Here is a 25781-nt window from a genome sequence, read left to right on the forward strand (position 1 = left end):
GTGGTCAAATCAGGTGTGATACAATGCACATTTTGTGGAGGGGAAATCTATACTTCTAAAGCTCACTCTATGAAAAAGTGTTTCATTATTCGCTGGAGCACTGTTCCTATCCGCAAGCCAAGTTTCACTAACCAGAACCGGGCAACTATTTCAAAAGATCAGCATAAAAAACAGCCCAGGATCCACATCCCGGGCTGTTCATCAGCTTATAATATTATTTTCTCTTTCGCTTCTCTGATCCAGTCAGGAAATTCGTTCAGCAAGCGATCATAGAGCTGCTCATCTGTGATCGCATCAATGTCCTGAACATGGAAGAAGTTCGCGTTATCGATGAATCTGCCTTCCATCGTGTCAAGGTTTTCCAGCACTTTGAAGTTTGAATCACCGACACCGACAAACTGCCAGAAGATCGGCTTGTCCGAAGATGAGACGACCGGCTTTTTAATGGTGCTCTTGCAGCCGCCGTCATTTATAAACACAATAAATGCGGGATCCTTGCTTGGATTTTCTTTTAAGTATTTGTTCATGACGTCGTACATGACAGGCGGTTCATCGTTGCGGCCGAATTTATGTATGGTGTCGTTTGATAGGATTCTTGCATTGACATAGTCTGCAAAATCTCTTTCTGTTACAGAAGGCAGTCTTGAAAACTCATTGTCATAGACCCACACATCAAGCATGCCGTCATCATCAAATTGGCTTGCTACTGCCAGGATACGTTCCACCACTTTTTGAACGGTGCCATTTTTATACAGATTTCTCATTGAGCCCGATATATCAAGAACAAGTCCGACTCGTGCGACAACTCCGGTCAGCTTCTTTTTTTCAAGAACGATGCCGGCGGTTTTTTTCATTAAGTTAATTGAACTCACAGTATTTATCCCCTTTGCACTCTATTAAACTTCTAATCCGTAATTTCTGCAAAGTGCTGCAAGTCCGCCTGAAAAGCCGCTTCCGATTGCGTTGAACTTCCAGTCCTGGCCATGTTTGTACAATTCGCAGACCACTACAGCTGTTTCAACTGAAAAATCTTCCCCTAAATCATAACGAAGCACTTCTTCTGAATTATCAGCATTCACAACACGCACAAATGCGTTTGATACTTGTCCGAAATTCTGATGGCGGCCATCCGCATCATGAATCGTTACTGTTATTCCAATTTTCTCAACATGAGGAGGCATCAGCGCGAAATCAATGATCATTTGCTCATCATCGCCGTCCCCTTCTCCTGTACGGTTATCTCCAGTATGCTCAACAGCGCCATTCGGACTTTTTAAGTTATTATAAAAAACAAATTCCAAGTCGTTTTGAACCTTGCCGCTTCCATCTGCAAGAAAAGCAGAGGCATCAAGGTCAAAGTCTTTGCCGCCTGAATACTTATTCGTATCCCAGCCAAGCCCAATGATGACTTTCGTTAAACCGGGGTTTGTTTTTGTCAGATCAATCCGCTGTCCTTTTGATAAAGAAATTGACATAATCATCACCTCGTAAAGTATTTTCCAAAAAGGAAGTCTGCTTCCATTGTACTACGAAATCCGCCAAAAAAAGGTTCAAAAAGAAAGATTGTCCGATTTTTTAGAACACATTGAAATCAATGGGAATGTTTGAGACCTGAAAGGGAGTGGAAAAGTTTAAGATAATCATTTAAGGAGGCCAACCATGCAACAGCATAAATTGTACATTAACGGTGAATATATAAACTCTACTTCAGAGGAAACGATCGATGTGGTGAATCCAGCTACGGAAAAAGTCATCTCTAGAATCTTCGCTGGTACAGAAGAGGATGCAAACAAAGCAATTGAGGCAGCATACGAGGCGCAGAAAAAATGGGAGAAAGTCCCCTCTGCTGATAGAGGTAAAATTGTACGCGAGCTGGGCGATAAGCTCAAAGAAAGACGCGAAACGTTCATTGAGCTTTTGAGCGAGGAACAGGGCAAGCCATATGAACAGGCAAGCGGCGAAGTCGATACCGCAATTGACTACTTCTATTATATGTCCGAATGGGCGCGCCGGATTGAAGGAGAAATCATTCCGAGTGACCGCCCAAATGAGAACATTCTGATGTTCAGAAAACCAATCGGAGTAGTAGCAGGAATTGTCCCTTGGAACTTCCCGGTCTTTATTTTGGCAAGAAAAGTGGCAACAGCCCTCATTACTGGCTGTTCGATCGTTTTAAAACCGAGCCAGCAAACACCGAATACGGCAGCTGAATTCACTAAGATTATCGCTGAAATGAAAGACATCCCTGCAGGCGTCTATAATTTCATTACCGGAAAAGGATCAACCATCGGCACAGTGATGGCCTCTCATCCTAAAGTCGGCATTATTACAATGACTGGCAGTGTGAAAGCCGGAACGAAAGTCATGGAAGCTGCAGCTAAAAACATTACGAAAGTCAATCTGGAGCTTGGAGGCAAGGCACCAGCAATTGTAACCAAAAACGCCAATATAGAGACGGCAGTGAAAAGCATCAAAACGTCCCGCATAACGAACTCAGGCCAGGCCTGCACAAATGCTGAGCGAGTATATGTTCATGAGGACATCGCAGAAGAATTCATTGAAAAAATGACCCAGGCGATGAAAGAAACGAAGCTTGGCATGCCTAATGATAAAAATGCTGAAATGGGTCCGCTCGTCAGCCAGGACCGCCTTGATCTTGTGCATGAAATGGTAGAAAAGGCGGTTCAGAGCGGTGCGAAAGTTTTAACTGGAGGTAAAAGAGCAGACATGACCAGCGGGTTCTTTTACGAGCCGACTGTCATTACAAACGTGCAGCAGGATTCAGAAATCATTCAGGAAGAAATTTTCGGACCGGTTCTTCCGATTATGACATTTAAAACGCTTGATGAAGCGATTGAACTTGCCAACGATTCAGATTATGGACTGTCCTCTTCTATTTATACAGACAACGTGCATGAAGCAATGAGAGCAGCCAATGAATTGAAATTCGGCGAAACCTTTATCAACCGTGAAAACTTTGAAGCCATTCAAGGCTATCATGCAGGTCTTCGCAAGTCAGGACTTGGCGGAGCTGACGGAAAACACGGAATCGAAGATTTCACTGTGACACATGCAGTGTATATGCAATATGACGATGAAAAGCAATGACCGGAAAGCGTTCAGACAAATGTCTGAACGCTTTTTTTGATAAATCCCTCTCAAATAGAGCAAATTAAAAAAAGGAGGGATCTGTATGTTATATTCAAAACCGCTTAGAATTCTTTTGCTCATTCTTTCTTGGGGCAGTCTTCTTTTTCTGAAACCTGCTTCTGCGAAACGGTTTTCGCAAGCGGCCATTTTAGTATCGCTGCTTTTAACGGTGGAATCCATGATTGCCATTCCCTACAAATTATGGACAATCAAAGGCGGATTAAAAAGACGTTTATGGGGAGACCTCAGCTTTATTTTCGGCCCTTTTTTTGCAGGTACCCTGTGGATTTTCCAACTTACATTCGGAAAGTTTTGGAAATACATACTGGTAAATATAGTTGTTGATTTTCTAATGGCTTATCCTTTCACCTTTTTGTTTGAAAAAGCGGGCTTGTACCGGCTGAAACGATTGAGCAAGCATCGTTTATTTTCTCTGTCTTTAGTTTTTGCAGCGGTTATATACGGATACCAGATATTTTTGGAAAAGCAATTTTCAAGAAATAGTGAGAAATCATGAACGGCACAGGTCTATTTTCCACAATAACCCAATAGAGATAAATAGGAATGATTGAAAGGGTGATTGGATTGGAAAAAGGAGATAGTACTCAATATGAGCTTGAGAAAAGACTGGAAGAGCTTTCGAAAAAACTTGAGAAATTGGAAGCAAAAAGTACACAGCGCAGTATTTTCGGACCAGACATCTGGGTTCTTATTCCAGTTGCAGCCATTGTGATGTGGGGTCTATCTAATATTTTCAGCTGAAAAAACGAACTGGTTTGGTTGAGAGGTGCAAACCTCTAAATAACGTGATAAAAAACATGTCAATTAGCATACTAATCCGCATAGATTGGTATGCTTTTTTTGTTGATACGTAAGGGTTTACAAACATAAATCAATTTTAGAGATAAACGAGAGTTAATCCACTCTGCTTAAAACTTTCAAATGGACCTTTTTATTTTAAGGCTTTTTCTATTAATTTTTTCATTTCTATATATTCACCTCAACTTAACGTTCAATCGATCTCGATTGTTGAATATAAAATCTTTCATTCTATTCGATTTTCCATATTAAATTTTCAGGTTTGTCCTTTTCAAGAAATGTCAAACGATAAACTTTATGATAATCCTTATCCGCAAACTCCACTTTATGATTCAGCTTCCATTCAAGACTTCCGTAATCACTGAAAAGATTCTGCTCATCCGTGTTTTATTGATAACATTCCCGTTTCTTTTCTTAACTTCCATATAAACATCAATATTCCTTACCTCATGATGACAAATGATGTTACATACGTATTTCTTATTAGGGCTGCTCTTCTTAAGCAGCGGATAAATGTTTTCATAGCCAGTTTTTTTTATAGTGTAATAGATTTCTTCTAAATCAGATAAATCCCAATTCAATTCTTGGGCAGCTTTTTTCATCCCCTCATGAACAATCTCAAGAGTGTGTTCTTTTTTTTCCCTGTCAGAGGTCAAAGCTAAGATCGCTTCAACATTTGTTACAACAAAAACAGGATAGTAATCAAATATGATATGTGCAAACGTATCGATCTGCTCTTTTTGTTTTAGACTCTCTACACAATAAATCTGAATTCCTTTATCTTCTTTTGCGGTTAGTTTTGGCAATAGACGGCTGTATAAAAACGTGATACATCTTGTTTCATGAAAAAAAGTCCAGTTTACATCCTTGTTCTTTGGAACATACAGCTGAATATCTTTGATGCGGGACATAGCTCAAACTCCTTATGTATAAACTAAATTTCCTATTACTTCACTAAAAAAGAGTACTTCTCCTTCTTGATATGATCCATTTTTCAAATCAGACGTTTGTATCTCAAAGATATATAGCCTTCTTCCTTTTCTTCATACTGAAGTTTAAACCCCTTAGCCTCATAAAATGGAATTCCTTTAAGGTTCCCTTTCTGCACCGAAATCCACTGTTCTTTAGCATTAAATTCTTTTTGCTGCTTAGTTATTGCATCAAGTAAAAGAGTGCCAATTCCTTCGTTGCGTCTTTTGGGATTTAGATATAGGGCATAAATTTCTCCTGAAATATCGCTTATCATTCCTCCACCGCCAGCACCAACTACGATGTCATTTTGTATAGCAACGAAGTACCCGCCCCAAGATCTATCTGAAGCTGTAACTTCGTCTAAGATTCTTTCGCAACTGTAATATTCTCTGATCACTTTTTCTAAATATTCTTCTGAGTATATCTCCCCGTATGTTGCCCAGTTAGCCTCTCTACAAACTTCTGAAATTCCTTGGACATCTATAGTGGCTGCTTTGCGAATTTGTACCATCGTTAATTTCTCCATTTCACCATTTCATTTTAGTCTAATTGAAAAATCCTTCAAGCTTGCATATGGGAATTCGCCCTAAAATGCCCCATTTCCTTTTTCACCAATCCTTCCCTTCGGAATAACTGTTATTTCCACTTTAAAATAATTATCCAATATCATGCTTCACATATAAGACAAAAAAACACACCATTTTAGCAGCTAAATGGTGTGTAAATTACTTTGTGATATACTGTTTTGCACCTCTGAATCGAATCCGTTAGGCCGGTTTATTTCTTGTTCCGAATCATGCGGATGATATTCAGAACTACTGCTGCCGCGATCACTATGACTGTCACCACTACGGTTCTCTTAATCGCGACTGGATCTTGATTAACATATATCGCAATGTATGCCCAAATGAATACGAGCGGATAATAGATGTCGTCATTTTTGAATGTAAACCATACTGCAAGGACTGCCCCAACCACCAGCATAATAATCGTCCAAGACAATTCATTCAGTCCTAGGAAGGACTCAATGCCGTTTGTGTAAAAGAAAATGAAGAAATTAACGATTGTCGCAACTGATATCCATCCAAGATAGATTGAAAAAGGTGTGCGCATCAGCCATTTAGGATCCGGTGATGACTGAATTCTCGTATACACTGTAATCAGCGAGATCAGTAAGCCAAGCATGACAAGAAGAGAAGCTGTAAACAATTCATAATGGAAAACAAAAATCCAAAGGCTGTTAAACAGACAGCTGATGAAAAACCAATAGCCGATCTTTTCGTAGATTTTCCGCTCCTGGTCTTTCACAAAAAACTGCCTTACCACCCAGATTCCGAGAAGCAAATAGATCAATCCCCAAATCGAGAAAGCATATGATGCCGGCGTGAACAGCACCGGAATGCTTGCTGACACTTCACCAGTAGTCTGCCCATTAATCGGCAGCGCATTTGCCAGATAATTAACCGCGATGACGAGAATGTACCCAATAACATTAATAAGGGCTAAAACAGAAAAACGCTTCATGATGATCTCCTCCCTTTCCCCTCTAGTTTATTTTGCTTGTCTTTTTTTAATACCCTTTTAAAAGCCGAATAAAAAAAATTGAGCACATCGACAAGAAAAGCGGAACCGCCTGGTTAGCGCAGGCAGACAGATAAGGATCCGCCAGTAAAGGCGCTTTTTGCCAATACTTTCGGATCCGTTCTGGCCGAGGAGTTAGGCGGTGGAGCTGGACACCACAAAAAGCGGAACCCCCCTCCCTGGTCAGAGACTCCGAGTTCAATCACCATTTTGCGAGTTGGAACAAGGTTTCCGCGAATAGGCAGCCAGCAATGGGTATTTTAATTGGGTTCAATTGTATCCGAAGATTTTACTTTCCAGACCCGGAAAATTACTTGCTGAAAAGCTCTTTTTACTAGCCGGAATGAAATAAATACTTGCCGTTTTCAATGAAATACCATCCTTTTTCTAATTCCCTCCTAAAAAAACGCAGGAATCCGTAATCCCTGCGAAAATCTCCATTATTTAGTTTTATAAAAGAAGCGTGAAAGCCCAATGCCGACGGTTCCGAGTGCAATAAACAAAATAGCCCGCAGGACAATCGAGAGGGAAACAAGATCAAGGAGAACCAGCTTGGATAACGTGAGAAACAGCAGCCCGATTCCTAGAATCCGCACTTTTCGATGGTTTTTCAGGACGCCATAGACGACACAGAGGACCGCATATAATGCCCAAATTCCTGTAACGGACATCATTCTGATTTCAAATGACATATTTGAAGCAGCTGCGAGAACGAGCATGGTCGCAAAAATAAACGTTGTAATTACGAGACCTGCAAACAAGACGGCATTCAGAAACCGGACATCACTTTCCTTGAATTCATGACCGTATTTTCGAAGCATAAGCTTCAATGCGATCAATGATGCAACAATACTCATCCAAACGGCTGTTTCATAGGACCATACATGATCAATCACCTTAGTGCAGCTCGCTAAAAGACCAATTACATAGACAATCAAACCAATATATTTTTGAATGTTCCCTTTCACTGCGAATCCCACATATAACGCAACGAGTCCATGCAGCAGAAGCAAAAGACTAATTTGGTCTTGGCCTGTTACTTCTACTATATAAATGCCTGCAGCATAGGTCGCGATCGGTGCAAATATATCCAGTTTCTCTGTTTCCGTCTTTTTCAAAAAAAGCCAGGCGGCAACCGCAGCATACACAGCAAACGAAGCGCCTATGAATCCCAGATATACGGTCTCATCTGCAAGAGCCTGAAACCAAAAATGAGTGAGAACAAAGCTGATCAGCACCAATGTTTTTTGCTGCAGCTGATAAAACGATTGGATAAAGTAAGTCATCACAAGCCCTGCATGCTGAAAAAGAATCGCTGTTAAGATCAGGGGGCTGTTCTCTCCAGGAGCAAAAGCAGCAAACACAAACAGCGCCGCATGAAGCAGGAAAAAGGAAGAAAAGTATAGAACAATGTATTTTTTCTTCATTGCATACACCAAAAGCCCTGCGTAAAACAAAAATTCATATGCGACAAATAAAAGAGCATTGTTTGATTCGCTTTCCACTAAAAACGGCACTAAAAATCCGGCAATCCCCGCTAAAACGGCAACCGGCTGGGAACGATGCCTGTGAGAAAGAAACATGCCGGCACTTACCCAAATCACATTCAAAGCAAAGGCAAGCGCTGAAGGCATCAAGCCGTATAATACATTTGCCGAAAATGTGGATAAGATAAAAATGACAATCGCTCCGCCAAGCAGAACTTGCCCAAGCGCCGCCCTTCCCTTCTTAATCTGCCATTCACCGCACGCTATCAGAGCAGCAGAACTCAAAAAGCCAAGAATGCATTTCACTGTATCTGTAATAAAACCTTCATCTGATGCGGCCTTAAACGCCCATAATACCCCAAGCAGCAAGACCAGAATAAATACTCGCGGAAGCCAGACTTGTCCAATCACCCGCTCCCAGTCAACCGGTTCTGCCTTTATTTTTGCGGCAGCCGGCCTTTGTTCTGTTAATACCGGCTCAGGAGGCTGATAAACAGTTTTCGCAGCGCCGGGTTTTCCTTTTATGCGATTCAGTTCAGCTCGAAGTTCACTTACTTCATGCTGCAAATGCCTTATTTGCGTTTCCATTTCATCTAGTTTTCTTTCTAGATTCATATGCCACCTCTTCTCTCTTCCTGAGATACATTATATGGCAAAAAATAGGGAATGAATAGTTCTTTGATTTCCCCATTTTGTTATCATCGATTGTCACTTTTTTTCATATACCTTAATCATTACGAATAAAGGAGACGGTAAAGTGAAAGGACAAGTTCGGCTGCTTCCTCATAAGTACGGACCCATTGTGAAAAATGTAAAGGCAAACTCTGAAGGTGTTGCGATGATTCAAGCTCCAAAGATTTGGGAACAAGGCATTAAAGGGAAAGGAATCACAATTGCAGTACTTGATACCGGATGTGATGTGAATCATCCTGACCTGCGGGGAAATATTGCCGGCGGGCGGAATTTCACCACTGACGATAACGGAAACCCTAACAGCCTGACAGATTACCACGGCCACGGCACACATGTATCGGGCACCATTGCGGCGGCAAGGTATGTGGGAGTTGCGCCTCAGGCAAAGATACTTGTAGTAAAAGTGCTCGCGGGTGAAACGGGCAGCGGAGAATATGCGTGGATTACAAACGGCATCTTATATGCCATTGAACAAAAAGTGGATGTGATCTCCATGTCGCTTGGCGGACCTTCGGATCACTCTGAAATGCGAAAAGCTGTCAAAAAAGCGGTTGCCAATCAAATCGCAGTCGTTTGTGCTGCAGGAAATGAAGGGGATAATGACAGCAGAACAGCCGAGTTTTCATATCCCGGATCCTATAACGAAGTCATTTCGGTCGGATCAATCGGCTTCGGTAAAACTTCGTCGCCATTCTCAAACTCTAATAACGAAGTTGACCTCGTGGCACCTGGAGAAAAAATTGTCTCAACCATCCCGGGAGGAGAATATGCGGCATTCACCGGTACCTCGATGTCAACGCCGCATGTTGCTGGTGCCATCGCATTAATAAAACAGCTTGAACAACAGGAATTTGACCGCAAATTTACAGAGGCGGAAGTGTATGCGCAATTAATCAAGCGGACCATCCCCCAGGGAAATCCGAAAACGCAGGAAGGCAATGGCCTGCTTTATTTAACTGCACCGGACTTGCTGAGAGAAAGTGTTGAAGAGAACAGCCTGATTGAAGAATAAAGTGAAAGCCATCACCTGAATGATAGTGATGGCTTTTTTGTTTATCTCAGGAGAAAATTCCCAGAGCTGGTCTGTGATTTTATCGTATATTTTCCTGAACCCGATTTTTCCTAACATCGCAGTTCCCAACCCCAATAGACCCAAGGATAAAAACAACTAATTTTCCTCAATCAAAATCATCACAAACAAGACTTTAAAAGTATCCAAGCAGCGAATGCGCCAAGAATGGTCAGCCATAAACCCTTGGATTTCATCAAATTATTTTTCCATTGTTATAAATATCAGAAGATCATTTACGAAAACTGACTGCCGGACAACTCATACAAACTGATTATTCCTCCGAAACTTCTCCATCAGACCTCTCGCGTATGAATTGGCTTTTTCCATATTGCCTTGTTCCATGTGAAAATCAAATAACTTTAACCCGTAATGTTCAGTTGGCAGGACGTATCCCATTTTTTTGAAGTATGGAAAAGCTTCTGCCTCCAAGTATTCGTAATAGCCTTCAACATTCCCTTTTATGTTCAGGTAATGAAGGGTGAAGAAATGATAGAAGGTTGGATTTTTTCCGTTTTCCGATAGGTGAAGTCCTTTTTCAACTAAAGAAAGCAGTTCCTCTTTCGTGGTCTCCCCCTCTTTTGTCAGTGAATTTATGTAACCTTCTAAAGAGCCCAAAAAATTGGGATCATGGTCTTCCCGGAAGCTGAGGGATTTTTTGTAATATTCGCCTGCAGATTTGAATTGCCCCTTCCGAAGCTGTGAGTATGCGTAATTGTGATGGAGCAGGGCGCGCTGGTGCTCTAGTCCATAGTCTTCTGCCATGTCGATTAATCGTTCATATTCCCTGTTATCAAAGCCTGTGTCCTCCGATTGTTCGAGTTGAATGAGCATAAGCATCTCTGATTCAATTATTCTTGAAAAACTGCGTTTCTCCATAAAGAACTGCAAGGCCTTGTTAGCATAAAAATAGGCTAGTACATTGGAATGGATTGAATGATAGGCTACAGCTAAATCGTAAAAGTACTCTGGGTTTGCGTAATCGGATAACCTGATTTCCTTCAGCAGAGAGATTGCCTTGAAAAAATCATGGTTCTCCCTCATGTAATAGATTCCTTTAATATGCATGAACATGTTGTGTTCATATGGAGATAATTCAGTCCATGTATCCATTTCATCTATTAATTTTTTTGCCTGGAGAAAGTCTGAGGCTGACAAGTAATACCTTGTAAGGATGAGTGTATAAGTGCGGTGAAAATCCTGTATCCGCAATAAGTGGATGTCATCCAGCTGTTTTTTAATTCCATCAGATTTTGTTTGGATTTTTTTAATGATGGACTCATGCCATTCTTTAAGGAGCGCTTCAATTCTATGATAGTTTTCAATTTCATTTTTCATAGTAATCCCCAGTCTCTCAGATAACAATTGAATTGTTTCTTTTGAGACCTCCGTAAGCCCTCGTTCTATTTTACTAATATGAGTAGCTGAACAAATCGCTTCTCCTAAATCTTTTTGTTTGATTTGCTTAAACTCCCGGTAAAATTTGATAATTTTCCCCTCCAGCATCCAAATACCCCCAATTGCAATTGCTGCAGTTTTAATTCTCCCTATTATAACCCCAATTAGAAAGGCTGTGATGGCTCCTTTTTCTTGTTTTCCCTCAAAAAAGAGGTCTTTTGATGCGGTATTAAAGATGCATTTAGGTAAATAGACTTGCATAAAAACCCCAATAGCCTCCCTTAACAAAGAAGACTAGAATTTAAATAGTACTACTATTTAGAATCGTTTTTCTATTTCATCAGGAAGAGGTTAGAGATTATGAAAGTAAAATCCATCGGAAAAAAGGTTGCCGTGCTTGCCCTTTCGGCAGGACTGCTCGCATCCCCATTTAACACATACTCTGCACCCGTTAAGGCAGAGGCTTGGAAAGCGGAGGACATTCTGTCTACGTTAACAGCAGAGCAAAGATTGGCTTTAAAACAGCTGGAGCTGAACGATCAGACCGGTCTTCAGGGATTTCAGCCAGCTGAACTGTTAACGGATGAAGAAGTCTCCGTCATTGTCCAGTTCCATTCAAAGCCAAGTAAAGTAGCAGTCTTAGAAGCCGAAGTGAAGGGCAAAAAGCTGACGAAAGAAAACGCACAGGCACAGGTTGAAAAAGAACACAAAACGTTTAAGGACGACGTGCAGAAGCATATCTCCCCTGTAAATGGAAAGAAAGCTTCTCCTAAAATTACCCGTACTTATAAAACGGCGTTCAACGGAGTCGCCATGAAGCTTCCTGCAAGTCAAGTAGAGGAACTGACGAAATCAGCGGCAGTGAAAGCTGTTTTTAAAAATCAAACATATACAGTTGATCCTATTCAAAATGATCTTCCTCAAGACGTGGAAAGAGAGATTACGACTTCAGTAGAAAGTCTTCCATTCTTAAAGGTTGATAAGCTTCATGACGAAGGCATCACAGGAGAAGGCATTAAAGTTGGAGTTCTTGATACAGGGATCGATTACAATCACCCTGATTTAAAAGATGCCTACAAAGGCGGGTATGATTTTGTAGACAATGATGCCGATCCAATGGAAGCAACGTATGAAGACTGGAAGAATTCCAAACAGCCTGAATTCCAAGGCAGCAGCACCTACTATACGTCACATGGCACGCATGTTTCAGGAACGATCGCCGGTCAGAATGCAAATGACAGTGAGGTATCTGTAAAAGGAGTAGCTCCTGATTCAGACCTCTATTCCTACAGGGTGCTGGGTCCATACGGAAGCGGAACAACTGAGGCCGTTCTTGCGGGGATTGATCAAGCTGTACAGGATGGCATGGATGTAATCAATCTATCTTTGGGTGCACCTGTAAATGACCCTTACTATCCAACAAGCACAGCCCTTAACTATGCAGTCCTTAATGGTGTAACAGCGGTCGTATCTGCAGGCAACAACGGTCCAAATGATTTTACCCTCGGCTCACCAGGAACAGCTGCACTTGCTTTAACAGTTGGAGCGAGCGATGTCCCTGTTTCTCAAACCCTTTTCACAGGAAAAACGGCTGATGGATGGACTTCAGAGATTGTAAGCATGGCAAGAGGTTTTGCAGATCAGTTTGCGAGTTTAGAAGACGCATCTCTTGAGTTAGCGGATGTGGGACTTGGAGGTGCACAAGATTACAAGAATAAGAATGTTCAGGGGAAAATTGCATTTGTACAGCGCGGCGGAGCCACATTGAATGACAAAGTGAAACTGGCGAAACTAAATGGCGCAAAAGCTGTCATTATGTACAACAATGCAGATGGCCATATTGGCTTTAACCTAGGAGAATCAACAGATTTCGTACCGGCTTTTTCCATGACAAAAGCTGATGGAGAAAAACTTAAAGCTGCTATCACAGCCGGAAAAACAGCCTATACGTTCACTAATTTAAAAGAGACTTTTACAAAAGGCGATATGCTGGCAGACTTCAGCTCCAGAGGCCCAGTTACGAAAAACTATGAAATGAAGCCGGAAATAGTGGCTCCTGGAGTGAGCGTGCTCTCAACCTACCCTGCTTATAAAGAGAATCCGGAAGAGTACAAATACGCCTATGCAAGACTTTCCGGAACGTCCATGGCTTCACCGTTTACTGCAGGAGCTGCAGCGCTTCTTTTAGGCGAAAATCCAGATTTAGAGCCGGCTGAAATTAAGACCATCTTAATGAATTCCGCTGATCCGCTCTCTGAAAACTACAGCGTATTTGAAGTTGGCGCCGGTAGAATTGATCCATACCAGGCTCTGCACAGTCAGACAAAAATTCAGGTAAATGATGAAACGCTTCTTCCTGAAGGAGAAGATTTAGTAACGATAAAGAATCAAACTGGCGGTCTGAGCTTTGATAATCAAGTCGTGATGGAAGGCGAATCGGTTCGCGTAAAGAAGAGCCTGGACATCACACTTGGCAGCGAAAAGAAAAAGACATTTGACGTACAAATTACAGAAAACGTTCAGGATAAAACGAATAGTCTTAAAGAAAACGGTGTAACCGTCCATGCAGACAAAGAGATCTCTGTTACTAAAAGGAAGAAAGTCAACATTACGCTGACGATGCCTAAAACAGCGAAAGAAGGGATTTATGAAGGCTACCTTCTTCTTACAAATAAGAACGACAAAAATGAATCATACCGTTTGCCGTTCAGTGTAAAAAAATCGGAAGAAGGGTTTAACAATCTTGATTTGCTGACACCATCCATTACAACGCCGTTTTTCAATCACGCCTATGACGGCTACCGGATTTCAACCGCAATGGTCCAGTTCAGTACAAGCTCTCCTATCGATTCGATGGATATTATTTTACAGGATGCAAAAACGGGAACTGATTTAGGATTGATTGGAACACTTGATATGACAGCAGCGCTCGATGATACATCTTACTTTTTAAATGCATTCAATGGCTCGTATTATGCTTTTACCGGCGATAAGAAACAGCCGGTATCAGAAGAGTCTTCCATCGCTCAGCCTGGCCACTATAAAATGAAGTTCGTCTATACCCTGCCATCAGGCAAATCGAAAACCATTGATCATGATCTGTTCATCGATATTGATGCGCCATCAGTCAAAAGCTCTCTGGACGGTGATTCACCTTTCATTGAATATCAACCAGGACAGGCAACGTATCCTTTTCAACTGGAGATTACAGATGAAAATGTGCAAAACATGCAAAATGCAGGCATAGACATAGATCAATCGTCGAACTTTATGGTTTACACCTACGGCTTCCCTTTTCCTAACGGTCCAGTTTATATGGATTCTAAAGGAAAGCTTGTGGATGAAGTTGCTATGGACGAAAATGCAAAATCCCTTTCATTTAATGTCATCGGCTATGACAAAGCCGGAAACCAGGCGAAATGGAAAGAGTATTTCTTCGTGAAGGAAGGCACTCCAAATACCTATGCCAAACATAAAACCGAGGTTGCCCGGTCAGGAGACATCTTAACAGCCTCCCTTGTCCTTGATAATCTTGAAGGTGTGAAAGAAGCCGTTTGGACATTTGGCAAGAAGAATACAATTAAGCATGTGGATCTTCTTGAGGCAACCTTAACAGATGAATTATCTGGAAAAGCCACTTTGAATGTCAGCGGCGATCAAGTGAAAGTAACCTTCAATGAAGAAATGAAATTTGATCAAAAATCCATTGTGGATGTAAAAGTAAAAGTTCAGGATGAGATCTTTTATCCGATAGGCTACATTGATCCGACCGCAAAAATCACTGATGCTGATAATAAAACGGCAGAATTATTGCATGGCGGCAGCCGTTTCAATTTAAAACCATCTTTTAATCGTGTTCAGGGATATCTTTCTCCAGAAGGATATTATGTTGACAACGGATCAGGCGGTTTTACCGGGAACAGAGACTGGTCAAAAGTCGGCGCTTCTGTCAAATTGACCAATTCATCAGGAAACGTTTTTGATGCATCAAACTTATTCGATGGCAACGCACGTTTCACAATGGAAAAACTTCCATTAAGCAAGGATCCATATACATTTGAAGTAAAGGTTCCTGGACACTTTATGACTGTAAGTAAAGAACTGATCGGTTTTGAATACAAAGGAGTTCTTTACGGAAAATCCGCTTCTGTACACTCAGCACTGACTGCGGGCGATGTGAACCAGGATAACGTGATTGATGTGCTTGATGCCATTGCCATTCAGGAAGCATGGAACACAAATAACCGCGCAGCAGATATTGATTTCAGCGGAACAGTAGATTCAAAAGACATCAGCTATGTTAAAAAGAATTACCTTCTTCAAAACAAAGATGTCGAAAACGTTCCAGCACCAACTAAAACCAAAGATGGCAAAACACTTGAATCTATTCTGAAAGAACTTGGGGTAAATTAAGAAATCATGAAAACGCTTAGGAACGTCCTAAGCGTTTTTTACATAATTACCTTTTCTTTTTATGAAACCCGTCAAATAATAGACCTGTTTGATAAGAAGAACAACAATCACTGTGCCAAATGTAAAAATAGCGTCTGCCTCAGGATCTCCCCTGCCTATAAATCCAGAACCGAAAAGCAGAAAATTAGGCTGCTTGTCATGAAAGTCAGTAAGAAAATACATCATATACCTCCCCAATTACAGCTCCCCTGTTAGCATTCCAAAGTTTCCTGCAAACATAAAAAAACCCCCAGGTTTCCCTAGGGATTCTCATTAATCTATTTCGTTAATAGCTGCAAAATCATCTCTGCATCCTTTTCTTCCACGTTCATTTCAACGGCAAGCTTTACAGGATTTTCGGCGAGAGCAGGACTTTTTTTGAGAGCAGCAAGCGCCTGATAGCAAAGGCTGATCGGCGTTTTTTCAATGCGGGTGCTGATAATTCTGCATACTCCGCTCTTTTTAGTCTTAATAGCCCCGAAATGCTCGAGCTGATCGAGCTTTTGCATGGCGGAACGCTTTGAAACGCCAAGTTCATCTGAAAGTTCGCTGATTTGATAGTTCACATTACCATCCGCATCTCGTTTGACAAGCAAATAGCCTAATAGTTTTGAATAGATTCTTGATAGATTTACTAATGCTCTGTCATTTATGTTCATATACCTGCCACCTAATCCAATCTGTTACAAATAAGTATACATATTGTCTTAGTGCGAATGTTTCATATCATCGTTTTGTAATATAGTTTTCATTGTTTTGTTATAAATTTGTGAGTTTTTAGGAGAAAAAAGAACGTTATTTGAAGCCAATGACCTAAAAAGCGCAGAAATTTCAGTAAAATCTGAAATTAATGATTGAAGAAATGTAAAGTTGAGTTATAATTTAATGAATAAAAGCATAAAAGCGTAAAAGCACAATCACTAACGGGGGGGCATTACTATGAACTGGAAAACAAAGCTTGGCATGAGTGCTGCAATCTCAGCAATGTTAATCTCAGCGGGATGCGGCAGCAAAGATACGGCTGGCAGTGCAGGAAGTGAAAAGACTTATCAAGTCGGGGTTACTCAAATTGTAGAGCATCCTTCTCTGGATGCTGCATTGGAAGGATTTAAGAAAGCACTTGATGAAAAAGGACTGAAGGTTGATTATGATGTTCAGATTGCAGGCGGCGATCAAAACAACAGCCAGACGATTGCAAGCAATTTTGTCGGAGATGACGTTGACCTTATTTTCGCAAACTCAACGCCAAGTGCTCTAAGCGCACTGAATGCAACAAAAGATATACCAATCGTCTTCACATCCGTAACGGATCCAATTGGAGCCGGACTGGTTAAAAGCTTTGAAGAGCCGGGAGCAAATATCACCGGTACAACCGATACTCATCCAGAAGCGATTCCAAGCACGGTTAAATTTATCGATGAAAACGTCGAAGGCAATAAAATCGGGATGATTTACAATTCAGGCGAACAAAATTCAGCAGCTCAAATCGATCTTGTTAAAAAAGCGATTAAAGGTACTGATTTAGAAATCGTTGAGTCATCTGTCTCCACTTCTGCTGAAGTCAAACAAGCGGCTGAAGCTCTTGTCGGAAAAGTGGATTCCTTCTATATCATTACTGACAATACGGTCGTTTCGGCATTAGAATCTGTTATCTCTGTAGCAGGCGCTGAAGATATTCCTCTGTTTGTCGGAGAGCTTGATTCAGTAGCACGCGGAGGATTTGCCGCATATGGATTTGATTACAGCGACATCGGCTATGAAGCAGGATTAAAAGCAGCCGAAATTTTAACCGGCGATAAAGAAGCAAACGAAATACCGGTTGATTTCCCGCAAAAGCTTAAACTTCAAATCAGCAAAAAAGCAGCTGAAGCAATGAATGTTGAAATTAATGAAGATTGGGAAGATGCAGAGATTATCGACTAAGGAGGACCCATCATGTTTACTGCTCTTTTCTCGTCCGTTGAATCCGGACTGATCTATGCCATTATGGCGCTCGGTGTTTATCTTTCATTTCGAATATTGGATTTTCCAGACTTAACGGTGGACGGAAGCTTTGTAACCGGAGCTGCCGTCTGTGCGGCGATGATCGTAAACGGCATAAACCCTTTCATTGCAACGCTCGCAGCCCTGCTTGCAGGGTTTGCGGCAGGCTGTCTGACAGGCATCCTTCATACGAAAGGAAACATCAATCCGCTGCTCGCCGGTATCTTAATGATGATTGCCCTCTATTCTATCAACTTGCGGATCATGGGGCAGTCAAATGTCCCTCTTCTTCAAGAAAGCACGGTCTTTACCGCTTTGCTTGACGGCTGGAATAGCCTGGGACTTGACTCTTTTATGCAATCATTCTTTTTTTCTATCGGTCTTGAAAACTTTATTCCAAAAACGTGGTCGATATTGATCGCGATGCTGATTCTTATTGTCTTCATTAAGTTTGTCTTGGATTATTTCCTGAAGACAGAAGTCGGCATCGCCATCCGTGCAGTCGGCGATAACGAAAAGATGATCGCAAGCTTTTCTGCTAATACAGATATGATGAAAATTATCGGTCTTGGCTTATCAAATGCGCTAGTCGCTTTTTCAGGAGCATTCATTGCCCAGTATTCAGGATTCAGCGATGTCGGCATGGGAATCGGGATGATTATTATCGGTCTTGCTTCCGTGATTATCGGAGAAGCACTTGTTGGGACGAAAACGATTATCCGGGCAACACTCGCGGTCATTATCGGAGCGATTATCTACAGAATGATTATTGCACTTGCGCTCAGAGCCGATTTTCTTGAAACAGGCGACATGAAAATGATTACCGCAGGCATTGTCATTGCAGCGCTGGTTGTTCCGCAGCTGCTCGCTAAGCGAAAGCGCAAAAATAGCCTGCATCGAAAGAGAGGTGTCAAAATTGCTTGAATTGAAGCAGATTCAAAAAGTATTTAATGAAGGCTCGCCTGATGAAAAAAAGGCTTTAAACGGCCTCTCTCTTTCTCTTCATAAAGGTGACTTTGTCACTGTCATCGGAAGCAACGGTGCAGGAAAATCGACTCTTTTGAACGTCATTTCAGGCAGAATCTTTCCTGATGAAGGAGATGTAGCCATAAACGGTAAAAACGTCAGCTTCGTCCGCGAACATAAACGCGCGAAGTATATCGGGCGTGTGTTCCAGGATCCCATGGCAGGAACTTCCCCCGCTTTGACCATTGAAGAAAACCTGGCCATAGCATACTCCCGCGTGAAAAAACGATCATTGCGCCCCGGTGTTACAGCTAAACGGAGAGAATATTTTAAAGAACAGCTTGCCTCCCTTGGCCTGCGCCTTGAAGACAGGCTGTCCGCAAAAGTAGGGCTGCTGTCCGGCGGAGAAAGGCAGGCCCTCTCCCTGCTGATGGCGACGTTTACTGATCCTGATATCCTTCTGCTGGATGAGCATACAGCTGCCCTCGATCCGGCACGTGCCGAACTGATTACACAACTTACAAAAAAGCTGGTTACAAACGGCAGCCTGACTACCTTGATGATTACTCACAATATGCAGCAGGCAGTTGATCTTGGCAATCGCCTGATCATGATGGACGGCGGCCGCATCATCTTTGAAGCAGAAGGCGAACAGAAGAAAAAACTGACCGTAGCAGCACTCTTAAATGAGTTTTCGAAAATTAAAGGAAATGGATCACTTTCTGATAAAGTGATGCTTAGCTAGAAAGCGGAACCTGCCGCTCATCACCTTATCCTTTCCTATCATTCTAGAAAATTTCAGGATTAGCTTTCCTCCTTTAGTGGTAAATGCTTACTAAACCCACTAAAGGAGATGGACCAAGATGGAACAAGAAAAACGCACCTATTTTGTTGATATTGCGAGCGGAGAAATCCTGGAAAACCCGGTTGAATCAAGTCCCCGCTTTAAAATTTTTGCCAATCAATCCGAGCTGAATGAATTGAAATCGCATTACAGCGATAACAGCGCTGCGGATTTTCAAACGTTCCAGCGCGCACAGGTTCCATTTCGCGAATATCACCATGACGCAGAAAACAAAGAGTATGATGATTCCATGAGAAAAATTTATGCCATGATCTACATGCTTGGAGATGCAGAGGCAAGACGCCATATTGAAGAGAACGGCCTATTAAAAGACAATCATTCCAACAACCCGGATGAAGTGGAAAACTTCAAATAAGCAAAAGGTCCATTGCTCCCAGGCAATGGACCTTTTCTTTGTTCAGCTGATCGCTTCAAGCTGTTCATATAACCATTCGATCTGCTTTTCTTTTTCTTCCTTCAATCTGTTCAGCTCCATCAGCTGCAGAAGATCGGACAGCGAAAGCATCTGTTCTTCAAGACGGAACAATTCGGTTTCATGCTGTTCAATCTGTCTTTCAATTTCTGATGGTGCTGCTCCCTTCTTCACTGCGTTTGATTTTTTCGGTTCAGGTTTTGAGACCATTTTCGCCGGCACTTCCTTTTCATCCAAAAGACCTCTCATCTTTTCCCTGGCCCATGAGTAATTCCCGTCAAAGGCATGCAGCTGTTTGTCATAAAGCCAGAGTGTTTTGGTGAAAAGTTTATTGAGAAAATACCTGTCATGGGAAACAGCGAGGATGGTGCCTTCAAATTGTTCAATCGCTTCCTCGAGCACTTCCCTTGAATCAATATCCAAATGATTGGTCGGTTCATCCAGAATGAGAAAATTAAGATCCTTCTGCATCAGCTTAGCAAGCTGAATCCTCATTCTCTCTCCCCCGCTCGTATTTTTCATTTTTTTAAACACCGCAGGCCCGTAAAATAAGAATTTCGCTAAAATATGACGGGCGTCATCTTCTGCCACAGACAAATCTTCTCTGAAATAATCAATGATTGTGACCTCTGAATCTGGAAGAGAAAGCTGCTGTGAAAGATAGCCGATTTTCACACTGCTGCCGATCCGTACTCCTGCAGCATCAGGTTCATGCTCTCCCATGACAAGCTTCAGCAGCGTTGACTTGCCCGAACCATTTTCCCCGACAATTGCCGCCCTTTCCTTATAGGTAAGCTGCAGGCTGACATTTCCAAACACCTGTCTATTTCCAAAAGTTTTTGTGACATTTTCTAATGTCAGCACTTTTTTGCCGCTCCGGTCCGTTCCGTCAAAATGAAGATCCATTTTCCTGTGGTTTAAAATCGGCTTTTTTACTTTCTCCATTCTCTCAAGTGCACGCTCCATATTCCTCGCACGTTTATGAAGCCCCTCATTCGGAGGATTTGCCTGATTAGCCCATTCTCTAAGCCTTTTAATGGCTTCCCGCATTTTTTTTATCTTTTTTTGCTGATCCTGGTAAGCCTGAAATTCAGCCATCAGCCTCTTCTGTTTTTCCGCAATAAAACCGGAATAATTGTGATGGTAGACCGTGACCTCCCCCTCTTCTAAGTCGATGATTTTTGCAGCCACTTCATCTAAAAAGGTTCGGTCATGGGAAATGACAACAACCGTCCCTTTATATTCTTTTAAAAAGCCTTCAAGCCATTCTACAGCCGCGATATCAAGGTGATTAGTCGGCTCATCCAGCAATAGGATCTGCGGTGCCTGAAGCAGCATCAAACCAAGGGAAACCTTTGTTTTCTCTCCGCCGCTGATGTGGTCGAAATCAGCGTTCAGAAGCGGCTGCAGCTGCAATCCATTTGCAACGGCGCTGATTTTAGCATCCATCTCATACCCGCCCAGATTTTCATACTTTTCCTGGCAAATGCCATATCGTGCAATGGCTTTTTCCAATTTGTCGGGATCCTCTGTTTCGGACATTTCCTTTTCCAGCTGTGCAAGCTCGTTCGATAGTTGATGTAATTCGGCAAACGCCTGTCTCAGAACCTCGTCAACCGTTGTTCCTGCAGGGAACATCGGAATTTGGGCAAGATATCCGACCTTCATTCCTTTTCTGATTGAAATCGTTCCTGCGTCAGGCTGCTCAATTCCTGACAAACATTTAAACAAAGTAGTTTTTCCCGTCCCATTTCTTCCCACAAATCCGATTTTTTCATTCTCATTTATTTCGAAGGATAAATTTTCAAAAATATGCTGGCTTCCATATGATTTAGATAATTGGTGTACTGAACAGATTGTCATTTGTAACATCTCCTTTAAAGATATAAAAAAGACCAGAAAGAAGCAGTTTCCTGCTTATCCTGGTCAATCGAAAAGCGGAACCGCCTTGCTCAGCGCAGATAAGGATCCGACAGAAATGTCCTTTGACTTTTCTTACGGAACCGTTTTGACCGAGGAGTTAGACGGTGCAGCTAGACAATATTGACATAAAAAAACGGAGAGCCAATAAGCTCTCCGCATCATTTTAGATTAATGGATAAGAGAATCTTCTTAACGTTTGACCTGTGCCTATGCAATTAGTAAAAAAGGGCATACGTATCCCGTTGATTACAATTGCATGAAAAATTGCACGACATAAATAAAGGTATGACAACTCTTTACCGTGCGACACTTTCAAACTCATCATCTCTTATCCACCTCCGTTCCATTAGTTATTTATAGTATAACCGATGACTGTCGAAATTATCAATTAATTATTTCACATACATTCATTTGAATTTTATGGAAAACATAAAACGAGGAAAGGTAACGTTTACTTTAGTTAAATACTGGATAACTATTAAATAAAGGAGGGATTCATTTGAAGAATCAAAACTCAAAATTGCCTCAGTTTCCAGAGCCTTATTGGAGAGATACCGCCAAGCTGCCGTCTTATCCGAAGCTCTCCAAGCATTTAAATGTGGATGTGGCGATTGTCGGAGGCGGTATAACCGGGATTACTGCTGCCTATTTACTTGCAAAAGAGGGAAAGTCGGTGGCGCTGCTCGATTCGGATGTATTGATAAATGGGACAACCGGCCATACAACCGCAAAAATAACGGTCCAGCACGACATCATATATGACGAACTTATTCAGCACTTTGGCGCAGACGGAGCAAAGCATTACTACGAAGCTAATAAAAGCGGCCTTGACTTCATTCGAAAAACGGTTGAAGAAAAGAAGATTGACTGCGGGTTTTCTGATGAAGACGCGATTCTTTATGCCGTTTCCGATGACTCATTGAAAAAACTGCATAAAGAAAAAGAAGCCTATGATACTCTTGGCATTCCGTATGAATACACAAATACAATTCCGCTTGAGATTGAGGTCCAGGGCGCGCTGATCGTAAAACATCAAGCTCAGTTTCATCCATTGAAATACTTACATACCCTGCTTCAGGAAATGTCCCAGTCTGGTGTTCAAATTTTTGAAAACACAGCGATCATTGATGTAAAAGGAACTGAAGAAGAACCGAAGCTGATCACGAATGAAGGGTTTGAAATTATCTGTCAGCATGTCATTGCGGCATCGCATTTTCCTTTTTTTGATGGGAATGGATTTTATTTTGCAAGAATGTATGCAGAGCGTTCGTACGTACTAAGTGCTAAAACGGAGAAGCCTTATCCGGGAGGCATGTATTTAAGTGTGGATGAACCTAAACGGTCTCTCCGTTCAGCCGGAAGCCGAGAAGAAAAACTTGTCATCATCGGCGGAGAAGGTCATAAAGCCGGACAAGTAAAAGATACACATAAGCTTTATGAAAAGCTTGAAACATTTGGTGAAGAAGTTTTCGGCTTAAGTGACATCACACATAGATGGTCGGCACAGGATTTATACACTCTGGATAAGGTGCCGTACATCGGAAACCTTACTTCAAGCCACAAGAACATGTATACAGCTACAGGCTTTCATAAATGGGGCATGACAAACGGAACCTTTGCAGCCCTTATGCTGAGAGACCTGATTGTCAAAAAAGAATCCCGCTACCTTGATCTCTTTACACCTTCCCGCTTTCAATCCGATCCGAGTGTAAAAGAGTTTCTAAAGCAAAATGCGGACGTAGCCAAGCATTTAATCTCAGGCAAGCTCAAGCGTCCGTCCAAAAAGCCTGAAGATCTAAAAACAAACGAAGGCTGTGCCGTCATGTTTCAGGGAAAAAAGGCTGGTGCCTATAAAGATGAGCATGGCGTCCTTCACCTCGTTGATACAACCTGCACTCATTTAGGCTGCGAAACGGAGTGGAACAGCGGCGATCGAACGTGGGATTGTCCATGTCACGGCTCAAGGTTTTCTTACAGCGGAGAAGTGATTGAGGGTCCTGCAGATAAGCCATTGAAAGTGCTTGATGCTGGATCTGAATAGAATTAATCATTCTCTAAAATGAAGCAGACAGGAAAAACAACTGTTTTTCCTGTCTGCTTTTTTCTGTGAAAATAATTAGTGGCGGCTGCCCAGTAATGTTACCACTTTTAAAGATTTAAAGCATAAAAAATGGCATCATGCCCCTTAGTGATGCCACTTTTAACCGTTCAATGCATTAAAAGTGGCGTCAATCACCTTAGCGCTGCCACTATTGATAAGGCAAGGTCCTAAAACAAGGGCTGCACTTACACCTTTTTTACAAATTCAGATTTTAGCTGCATCGCACCAAAACCGTCGATTTTGCAGTCGATATCATGATCTCCATCTACTAAACGGATACTTTTTACTTTTGTCCCTATTTTGATGACAGATGAGCTTCCTTTTACTTTAAGGTCTTTGATGACGGTAACAGAATCCCCATCGTTTAAGACATTTCCGTTCGCATCTTTAACAACTTTTTGTTCTTCTTGGTTTTCAGCTTCCGCTTCTGCCGTCCACTCATGAGCACATTCCGGGCAGACAAATAGATTGCCGTCTTCATACGTATAAGAAGATTGGCATTTTGGGCAATTTGGCAATTCGTGCATGTGATTCCCTCCCATTTTTCGCATAAAAAAAAGACTCCCGGCATGGGAGTCCTTTCGTTCAATTACTTTTGAACGTTAGCAGCTTGTGGTCCACGAGCGCCTTCAACGATTTCGAAAGTAACTTCTTGACCTTCTTCTAAGCTTTTGAAGCCTTCGCCTTGAATAGCAGAGAAATGTACAAATACGTCTTCTTGACCTTCTGCTTCGATGAAACCGAAACCTTTTTCTGCGTTAAACCATTTAACTTTACCTTGTAACATGTGTGTATCCTCCTCGTGCGTGATCCGCACAATTGTATTACTATCCCTGCTCTAGATAATATTCTTCAAGACGAATGCCTTTTTAATCATATTACGAACAAAAATAATTACTCTTAGTATAGCAAATTAGGCCTCTTCCCGCAACCGTTTCTCATATTTTTTTAGGCTCATATCCAATCTTTTCAGGTAACTTCGAAATGTGTCGCTTTTCTAACAATTTGGCAAACTGCTGTCCATTCAGTCTCAAAACATATTAAGATGGAAGTTCCAATTAAATTAAAGATGGCGGGTGTGGAACATTTTATATTACCGGACGCTTCGGAATCATGAACAGAAACCGTGGGTCACGTTTATCCACGGAGCCGGCGGCAGTTCTGCCATATGGTACAAACAAATACGCGAATTTAAAAACCATTTTAATATCCTGCTGATTGATCTGCGCGGGCATGGGAAATCAGAAAAAGGACTGTGGAAAAAGGGAGATGATTTCACTGAGATTGCACAGGAAGTCATTGACGTCCACGATCATCTTAACATCAGTTCTTCTCATTTTGTAGGCATTTCCCTCGGCACGATTGTGATCCAGTCGGTTGCAAAGCTCAGACCTGATCTCTTGTCTTCCATGCTGTTAGGCGGAGCCATAACAAAGCTGAATGCCTTCACTCGATTTTTGCTGATCCTCGGAAATATCGGGAAACGGATTTTGCCCTACATGTGGCTGTATTCATTCTTTGCATGGATTATCATGCCTTATTCAAATCATAAGGAAGCCCGCTCCATGTTTATTTCACAGGCGAAGAAGATGTGTCAAAAGGAGTTTATTCAATGGTTCTCACTAACACGTTTTGTAAATCCTTACTTAATGGAGCTTCAGAAGGATTTTCAAGGGATTCCGACACTCTTTTTAATGGGTGATGAAGACCACTTGTTTTTGTCTGCAGTTAAAGAAATTGAAGCTTTACATAAAGAAGTCAAAGCCAGTTATATAAAAAAATCAGGCCACGTCTGCAATATCGATCAGCCTGAGCAATTTAATACAGCGGCGATTCAGTTTATAAAAGAAAAAAATTCATTAAAACTTGTTATATAAAAACGATTGGACTGCAAGTATAGTCCAATCGTT

Annotated in this window: 24 protein-coding genes; 11 read left to right on the plus strand and 13 right to left on the minus strand. The window is 41.7% G+C overall.

Going from position 1 to position 25781, the window contains the following annotated elements:
* Nucleotides 1–206: 206 nt before the first annotated feature.
* Together E2R53_RS09785 and E2R53_RS09790 are read right to left on the minus strand one after the other, a co-directional pair.
* Nucleotides 207–872 carry a vWA domain-containing protein gene (locus tag E2R53_RS09785; RefSeq protein ID WP_133311582.1) on the minus strand — a complete coding sequence of 222 codons (666 nt, stop codon included), beginning with the start codon at nt 870–872 and terminating at the stop codon, nt 207–209.
* Nucleotides 873–896: 24 nt separating this feature from the next.
* A complete protein-coding gene (locus tag E2R53_RS09790) occupies nt 897–1475 on the minus strand; it encodes a TerD family protein (RefSeq protein ID WP_133311583.1) in 579 nt (192 codons plus the stop codon).
* 184 nt (nt 1476–1659) lie between these two features.
* Between E2R53_RS09790 and aldA the strand changes: the two genes are divergently transcribed.
* The 3 genes from aldA to E2R53_RS23215 all read left to right on the plus strand — a co-directional run bounded on the left by aldA (nt 1660) and on the right by E2R53_RS23215 (nt 3912).
* Nucleotides 1660–3108: an aldehyde dehydrogenase gene (gene aldA, locus E2R53_RS09795; RefSeq protein WP_133311584.1), complete on the plus strand. Its 1449-nt coding sequence runs from the start codon at nt 1660–1662 to the stop codon at nt 3106–3108.
* A gap of 85 nt (nt 3109–3193) precedes the next feature.
* Nucleotides 3194–3667 carry a hypothetical protein gene (locus E2R53_RS09800; RefSeq protein WP_133311585.1) on the plus strand — a complete coding sequence of 158 codons (474 nt, stop codon included), beginning with the start codon at nt 3194–3196 and terminating at the stop codon, nt 3665–3667.
* 68 nt (nt 3668–3735) lie between these two features.
* On the plus strand, nt 3736–3912 hold the full coding sequence (locus E2R53_RS23215) for a hypothetical protein (RefSeq protein ID WP_165970944.1): 177 nt from the start codon (nt 3736–3738) through the stop codon (nt 3910–3912).
* Nucleotides 3913–4301: 389 nt separating this feature from the next.
* Here the strand turns inward: E2R53_RS23215 and E2R53_RS09805 are convergent, their stop codons facing one another.
* The 4 genes from E2R53_RS09805 to E2R53_RS09820 form a co-directional block, all read right to left on the minus strand.
* On the minus strand, nt 4302–4880 hold the full coding sequence (locus E2R53_RS09805; protein WP_133311586.1) for a hypothetical protein: 579 nt from the start codon (nt 4878–4880) through the stop codon (nt 4302–4304).
* A gap of 83 nt (nt 4881–4963) precedes the next feature.
* A complete protein-coding gene (locus tag E2R53_RS09810) occupies nt 4964–5452 on the minus strand; it encodes a GNAT family N-acetyltransferase (RefSeq protein WP_133311587.1) in 489 nt (162 codons plus the stop codon).
* A 266-nt stretch (nt 5453–5718) separates the two neighbouring features.
* Nucleotides 5719–6465, minus strand: a complete 747-nt coding sequence (locus E2R53_RS09815; protein WP_133311588.1) for a TspO/MBR family protein — start codon at nt 6463–6465, stop codon at nt 5719–5721.
* Nucleotides 6466–6962: 497 nt separating this feature from the next.
* Complete coding sequence (locus E2R53_RS09820; RefSeq protein WP_133311589.1) at nt 6963–8624, minus strand: DUF2339 domain-containing protein; 1662 nt, start codon at nt 8622–8624, stop codon at nt 6963–6965.
* Between the two features lie 142 nt (nt 8625–8766).
* Here E2R53_RS09820 and E2R53_RS09825 point away from each other — a divergent pair, with 142 nt between their 5' ends.
* Nucleotides 8767–9714 (plus strand): S8 family peptidase, encoded by a 948-nt coding sequence (locus E2R53_RS09825; protein WP_133311590.1) that lies wholly within the window; start codon nt 8767–8769, stop codon nt 9712–9714.
* Between the two features lie 318 nt (nt 9715–10032).
* Here E2R53_RS09825 and E2R53_RS09830 read toward each other — a convergent pair whose 3' ends face one another.
* Nucleotides 10033–11277, minus strand: coding sequence for a helix-turn-helix domain-containing protein (locus E2R53_RS09830; protein WP_165970945.1), 1245 nt, complete (start codon nt 11275–11277; stop codon nt 10033–10035).
* A gap of 252 nt (nt 11278–11529) precedes the next feature.
* Here E2R53_RS09830 and E2R53_RS09835 point away from each other — a divergent pair, with 252 nt between their 5' ends.
* Complete coding sequence (locus E2R53_RS09835) at nt 11530–15582, plus strand: S8 family serine peptidase (protein ID WP_133311592.1); 4053 nt, start codon at nt 11530–11532, stop codon at nt 15580–15582.
* 27 nt (nt 15583–15609) lie between these two features.
* Here E2R53_RS09835 and E2R53_RS09840 read toward each other — a convergent pair whose 3' ends face one another.
* A complete protein-coding gene (locus E2R53_RS09840) occupies nt 15610–15819 on the minus strand; it encodes a hypothetical protein (protein WP_286166134.1) in 210 nt (69 codons plus the stop codon).
* 80 nt (nt 15820–15899) lie between these two features.
* Entirely contained in the window at nt 15900–16280 is a 381-nt protein-coding gene (locus E2R53_RS09845; RefSeq protein ID WP_133311593.1) for a hypothetical protein, read from the minus strand.
* A 280-nt stretch (nt 16281–16560) separates the two neighbouring features.
* Between E2R53_RS09845 and E2R53_RS09850 the strand changes: the two genes are divergently transcribed.
* The 4 genes from E2R53_RS09850 to E2R53_RS09865 all read left to right on the plus strand — a co-directional run bounded on the left by E2R53_RS09850 (nt 16561) and on the right by E2R53_RS09865 (nt 19790).
* On the plus strand, nt 16561–17544 hold the full coding sequence (locus E2R53_RS09850) for an ABC transporter substrate-binding protein (RefSeq protein WP_133311594.1): 984 nt from the start codon (nt 16561–16563) through the stop codon (nt 17542–17544).
* Between the two features lie 12 nt (nt 17545–17556).
* Nucleotides 17557–18528, plus strand: coding sequence for an ABC transporter permease (locus E2R53_RS09855; RefSeq protein WP_133311595.1), 972 nt, complete (start codon nt 17557–17559; stop codon nt 18526–18528).
* Complete coding sequence (locus E2R53_RS09860; RefSeq protein ID WP_133311596.1) at nt 18521–19315, plus strand: ABC transporter ATP-binding protein; 795 nt, start codon at nt 18521–18523, stop codon at nt 19313–19315. The genes E2R53_RS09855 and E2R53_RS09860 overlap by 8 nt, the downstream gene beginning before the upstream one ends.
* Nucleotides 19316–19433: 118 nt before the next feature.
* The gene (locus tag E2R53_RS09865) at nt 19434–19790 is read left to right on the plus strand and encodes a hydrolase (protein WP_133311597.1); all 357 of its coding nucleotides are present in this window, start codon (nt 19434–19436) and stop codon (nt 19788–19790) included.
* Between the two features lie 42 nt (nt 19791–19832).
* Here E2R53_RS09865 and abc-f read toward each other — a convergent pair whose 3' ends face one another.
* Complete coding sequence (abc-f, locus tag E2R53_RS09870) at nt 19833–21710, minus strand: ribosomal protection-like ABC-F family protein (protein WP_133311598.1); 1878 nt, start codon at nt 21708–21710, stop codon at nt 19833–19835.
* Nucleotides 21711–21933: 223 nt separating this feature from the next.
* Entirely contained in the window at nt 21934–22095 is a 162-nt protein-coding gene (locus E2R53_RS23550; protein ID WP_286166135.1) for an RAxF-45 family protein, read from the minus strand.
* A 174-nt stretch (nt 22096–22269) separates the two neighbouring features.
* On the opposite strand from E2R53_RS23550, the gene E2R53_RS09875 reads away from it, so the two are divergent.
* Entirely contained in the window at nt 22270–23811 is a 1542-nt protein-coding gene (locus E2R53_RS09875; RefSeq protein ID WP_286166136.1) for an FAD-dependent oxidoreductase, read from the plus strand.
* Between the two features lie 245 nt (nt 23812–24056).
* Here the strand turns inward: E2R53_RS09875 and E2R53_RS09880 are convergent, their stop codons facing one another.
* The gene (locus E2R53_RS09880) at nt 24057–24398 is read right to left on the minus strand and encodes a zinc ribbon domain-containing protein YjdM (RefSeq protein ID WP_133311599.1); all 342 of its coding nucleotides are present in this window, start codon (nt 24396–24398) and stop codon (nt 24057–24059) included.
* Between the two features lie 62 nt (nt 24399–24460).
* Complete coding sequence (locus E2R53_RS09885) at nt 24461–24658, minus strand: cold-shock protein (RefSeq protein ID WP_029281940.1); 198 nt, start codon at nt 24656–24658, stop codon at nt 24461–24463.
* A 289-nt stretch (nt 24659–24947) separates the two neighbouring features.
* Between E2R53_RS09885 and E2R53_RS09890 the strand changes: the two genes are divergently transcribed.
* Nucleotides 24948–25748, plus strand: a complete 801-nt coding sequence (locus E2R53_RS09890; RefSeq protein WP_353653478.1) for an alpha/beta fold hydrolase — start codon at nt 24948–24950, stop codon at nt 25746–25748.
* Nucleotides 25749–25781 lie beyond the last annotated feature (33 nt).

It is taken from the genome of Peribacillus frigoritolerans, assembly GCF_004358755.1.
Classification (GTDB): Bacteria; Bacillota; Bacilli; order Bacillales; family Bacillaceae; genus Bacillus_P.

Bases quoted from the DNA above. Each gene is read 5' to 3' on its own strand.
- E2R53_RS09790 (WP_133311583.1), bottom strand. From the start codon at position 1,475: ATGTCAATTTCTTTATCAAAAGGACAGCGGATTGATCTGACAAAAACA.
- aldA (WP_133311584.1), top strand. From the start codon at position 1,660: ATGCAACAGCATAAATTGTACATTAACGGTGAATATATAAACTCTACT.
- E2R53_RS09800 (WP_133311585.1), top strand. From the start codon at position 3,194: ATGTTATATTCAAAACCGCTTAGAATTCTTTTGCTCATTCTTTCTTGG.
- E2R53_RS09805 (WP_133311586.1), bottom strand. From the start codon at position 4,880: ATGTCCCGCATCAAAGATATTCAGCTGTATGTTCCAAAGAACAAGGAT.
- E2R53_RS09810 (WP_133311587.1), bottom strand. From the start codon at position 5,452: ATGGTACAAATTCGCAAAGCAGCCACTATAGATGTCCAAGGAATTTCA.
- E2R53_RS09815 (WP_133311588.1), bottom strand. From the start codon at position 6,465: ATGAAGCGTTTTTCTGTTTTAGCCCTTATTAATGTTATTGGGTACATT.
- E2R53_RS09820 (WP_133311589.1), bottom strand. From the start codon at position 8,624: ATGAATCTAGAAAGAAAACTAGATGAAATGGAAACGCAAATAAGGCAT.
- E2R53_RS09830 (WP_165970945.1), bottom strand. From the start codon at position 11,277: ATGCTGGAGGGGAAAATTATCAAATTTTACCGGGAGTTTAAGCAAATC.
- E2R53_RS09835 (WP_133311592.1), top strand. From the start codon at position 11,530: ATGAAAGTAAAATCCATCGGAAAAAAGGTTGCCGTGCTTGCCCTTTCG.
- E2R53_RS09845 (WP_133311593.1), bottom strand. From the start codon at position 16,280: ATGAACATAAATGACAGAGCATTAGTAAATCTATCAAGAATCTATTCA.
- E2R53_RS09850 (WP_133311594.1), top strand. From the start codon at position 16,561: ATGAACTGGAAAACAAAGCTTGGCATGAGTGCTGCAATCTCAGCAATG.
- E2R53_RS09855 (WP_133311595.1), top strand. From the start codon at position 17,557: ATGTTTACTGCTCTTTTCTCGTCCGTTGAATCCGGACTGATCTATGCC.
- E2R53_RS09865 (WP_133311597.1), top strand. From the start codon at position 19,434: ATGGAACAAGAAAAACGCACCTATTTTGTTGATATTGCGAGCGGAGAA.
- abc-f (WP_133311598.1), bottom strand. From the start codon at position 21,710: ATGACAATCTGTTCAGTACACCAATTATCTAAATCATATGGAAGCCAG.
- E2R53_RS23550 (WP_286166135.1), bottom strand. From the start codon at position 22,095: ATGATGAGTTTGAAAGTGTCGCACGGTAAAGAGTTGTCATACCTTTAT.
- E2R53_RS09880 (WP_133311599.1), bottom strand. From the start codon at position 24,398: ATGCACGAATTGCCAAATTGCCCAAAATGCCAATCTTCTTATACGTAT.
- E2R53_RS09885 (WP_029281940.1), bottom strand. From the start codon at position 24,658: ATGTTACAAGGTAAAGTTAAATGGTTTAACGCAGAAAAAGGTTTCGGT.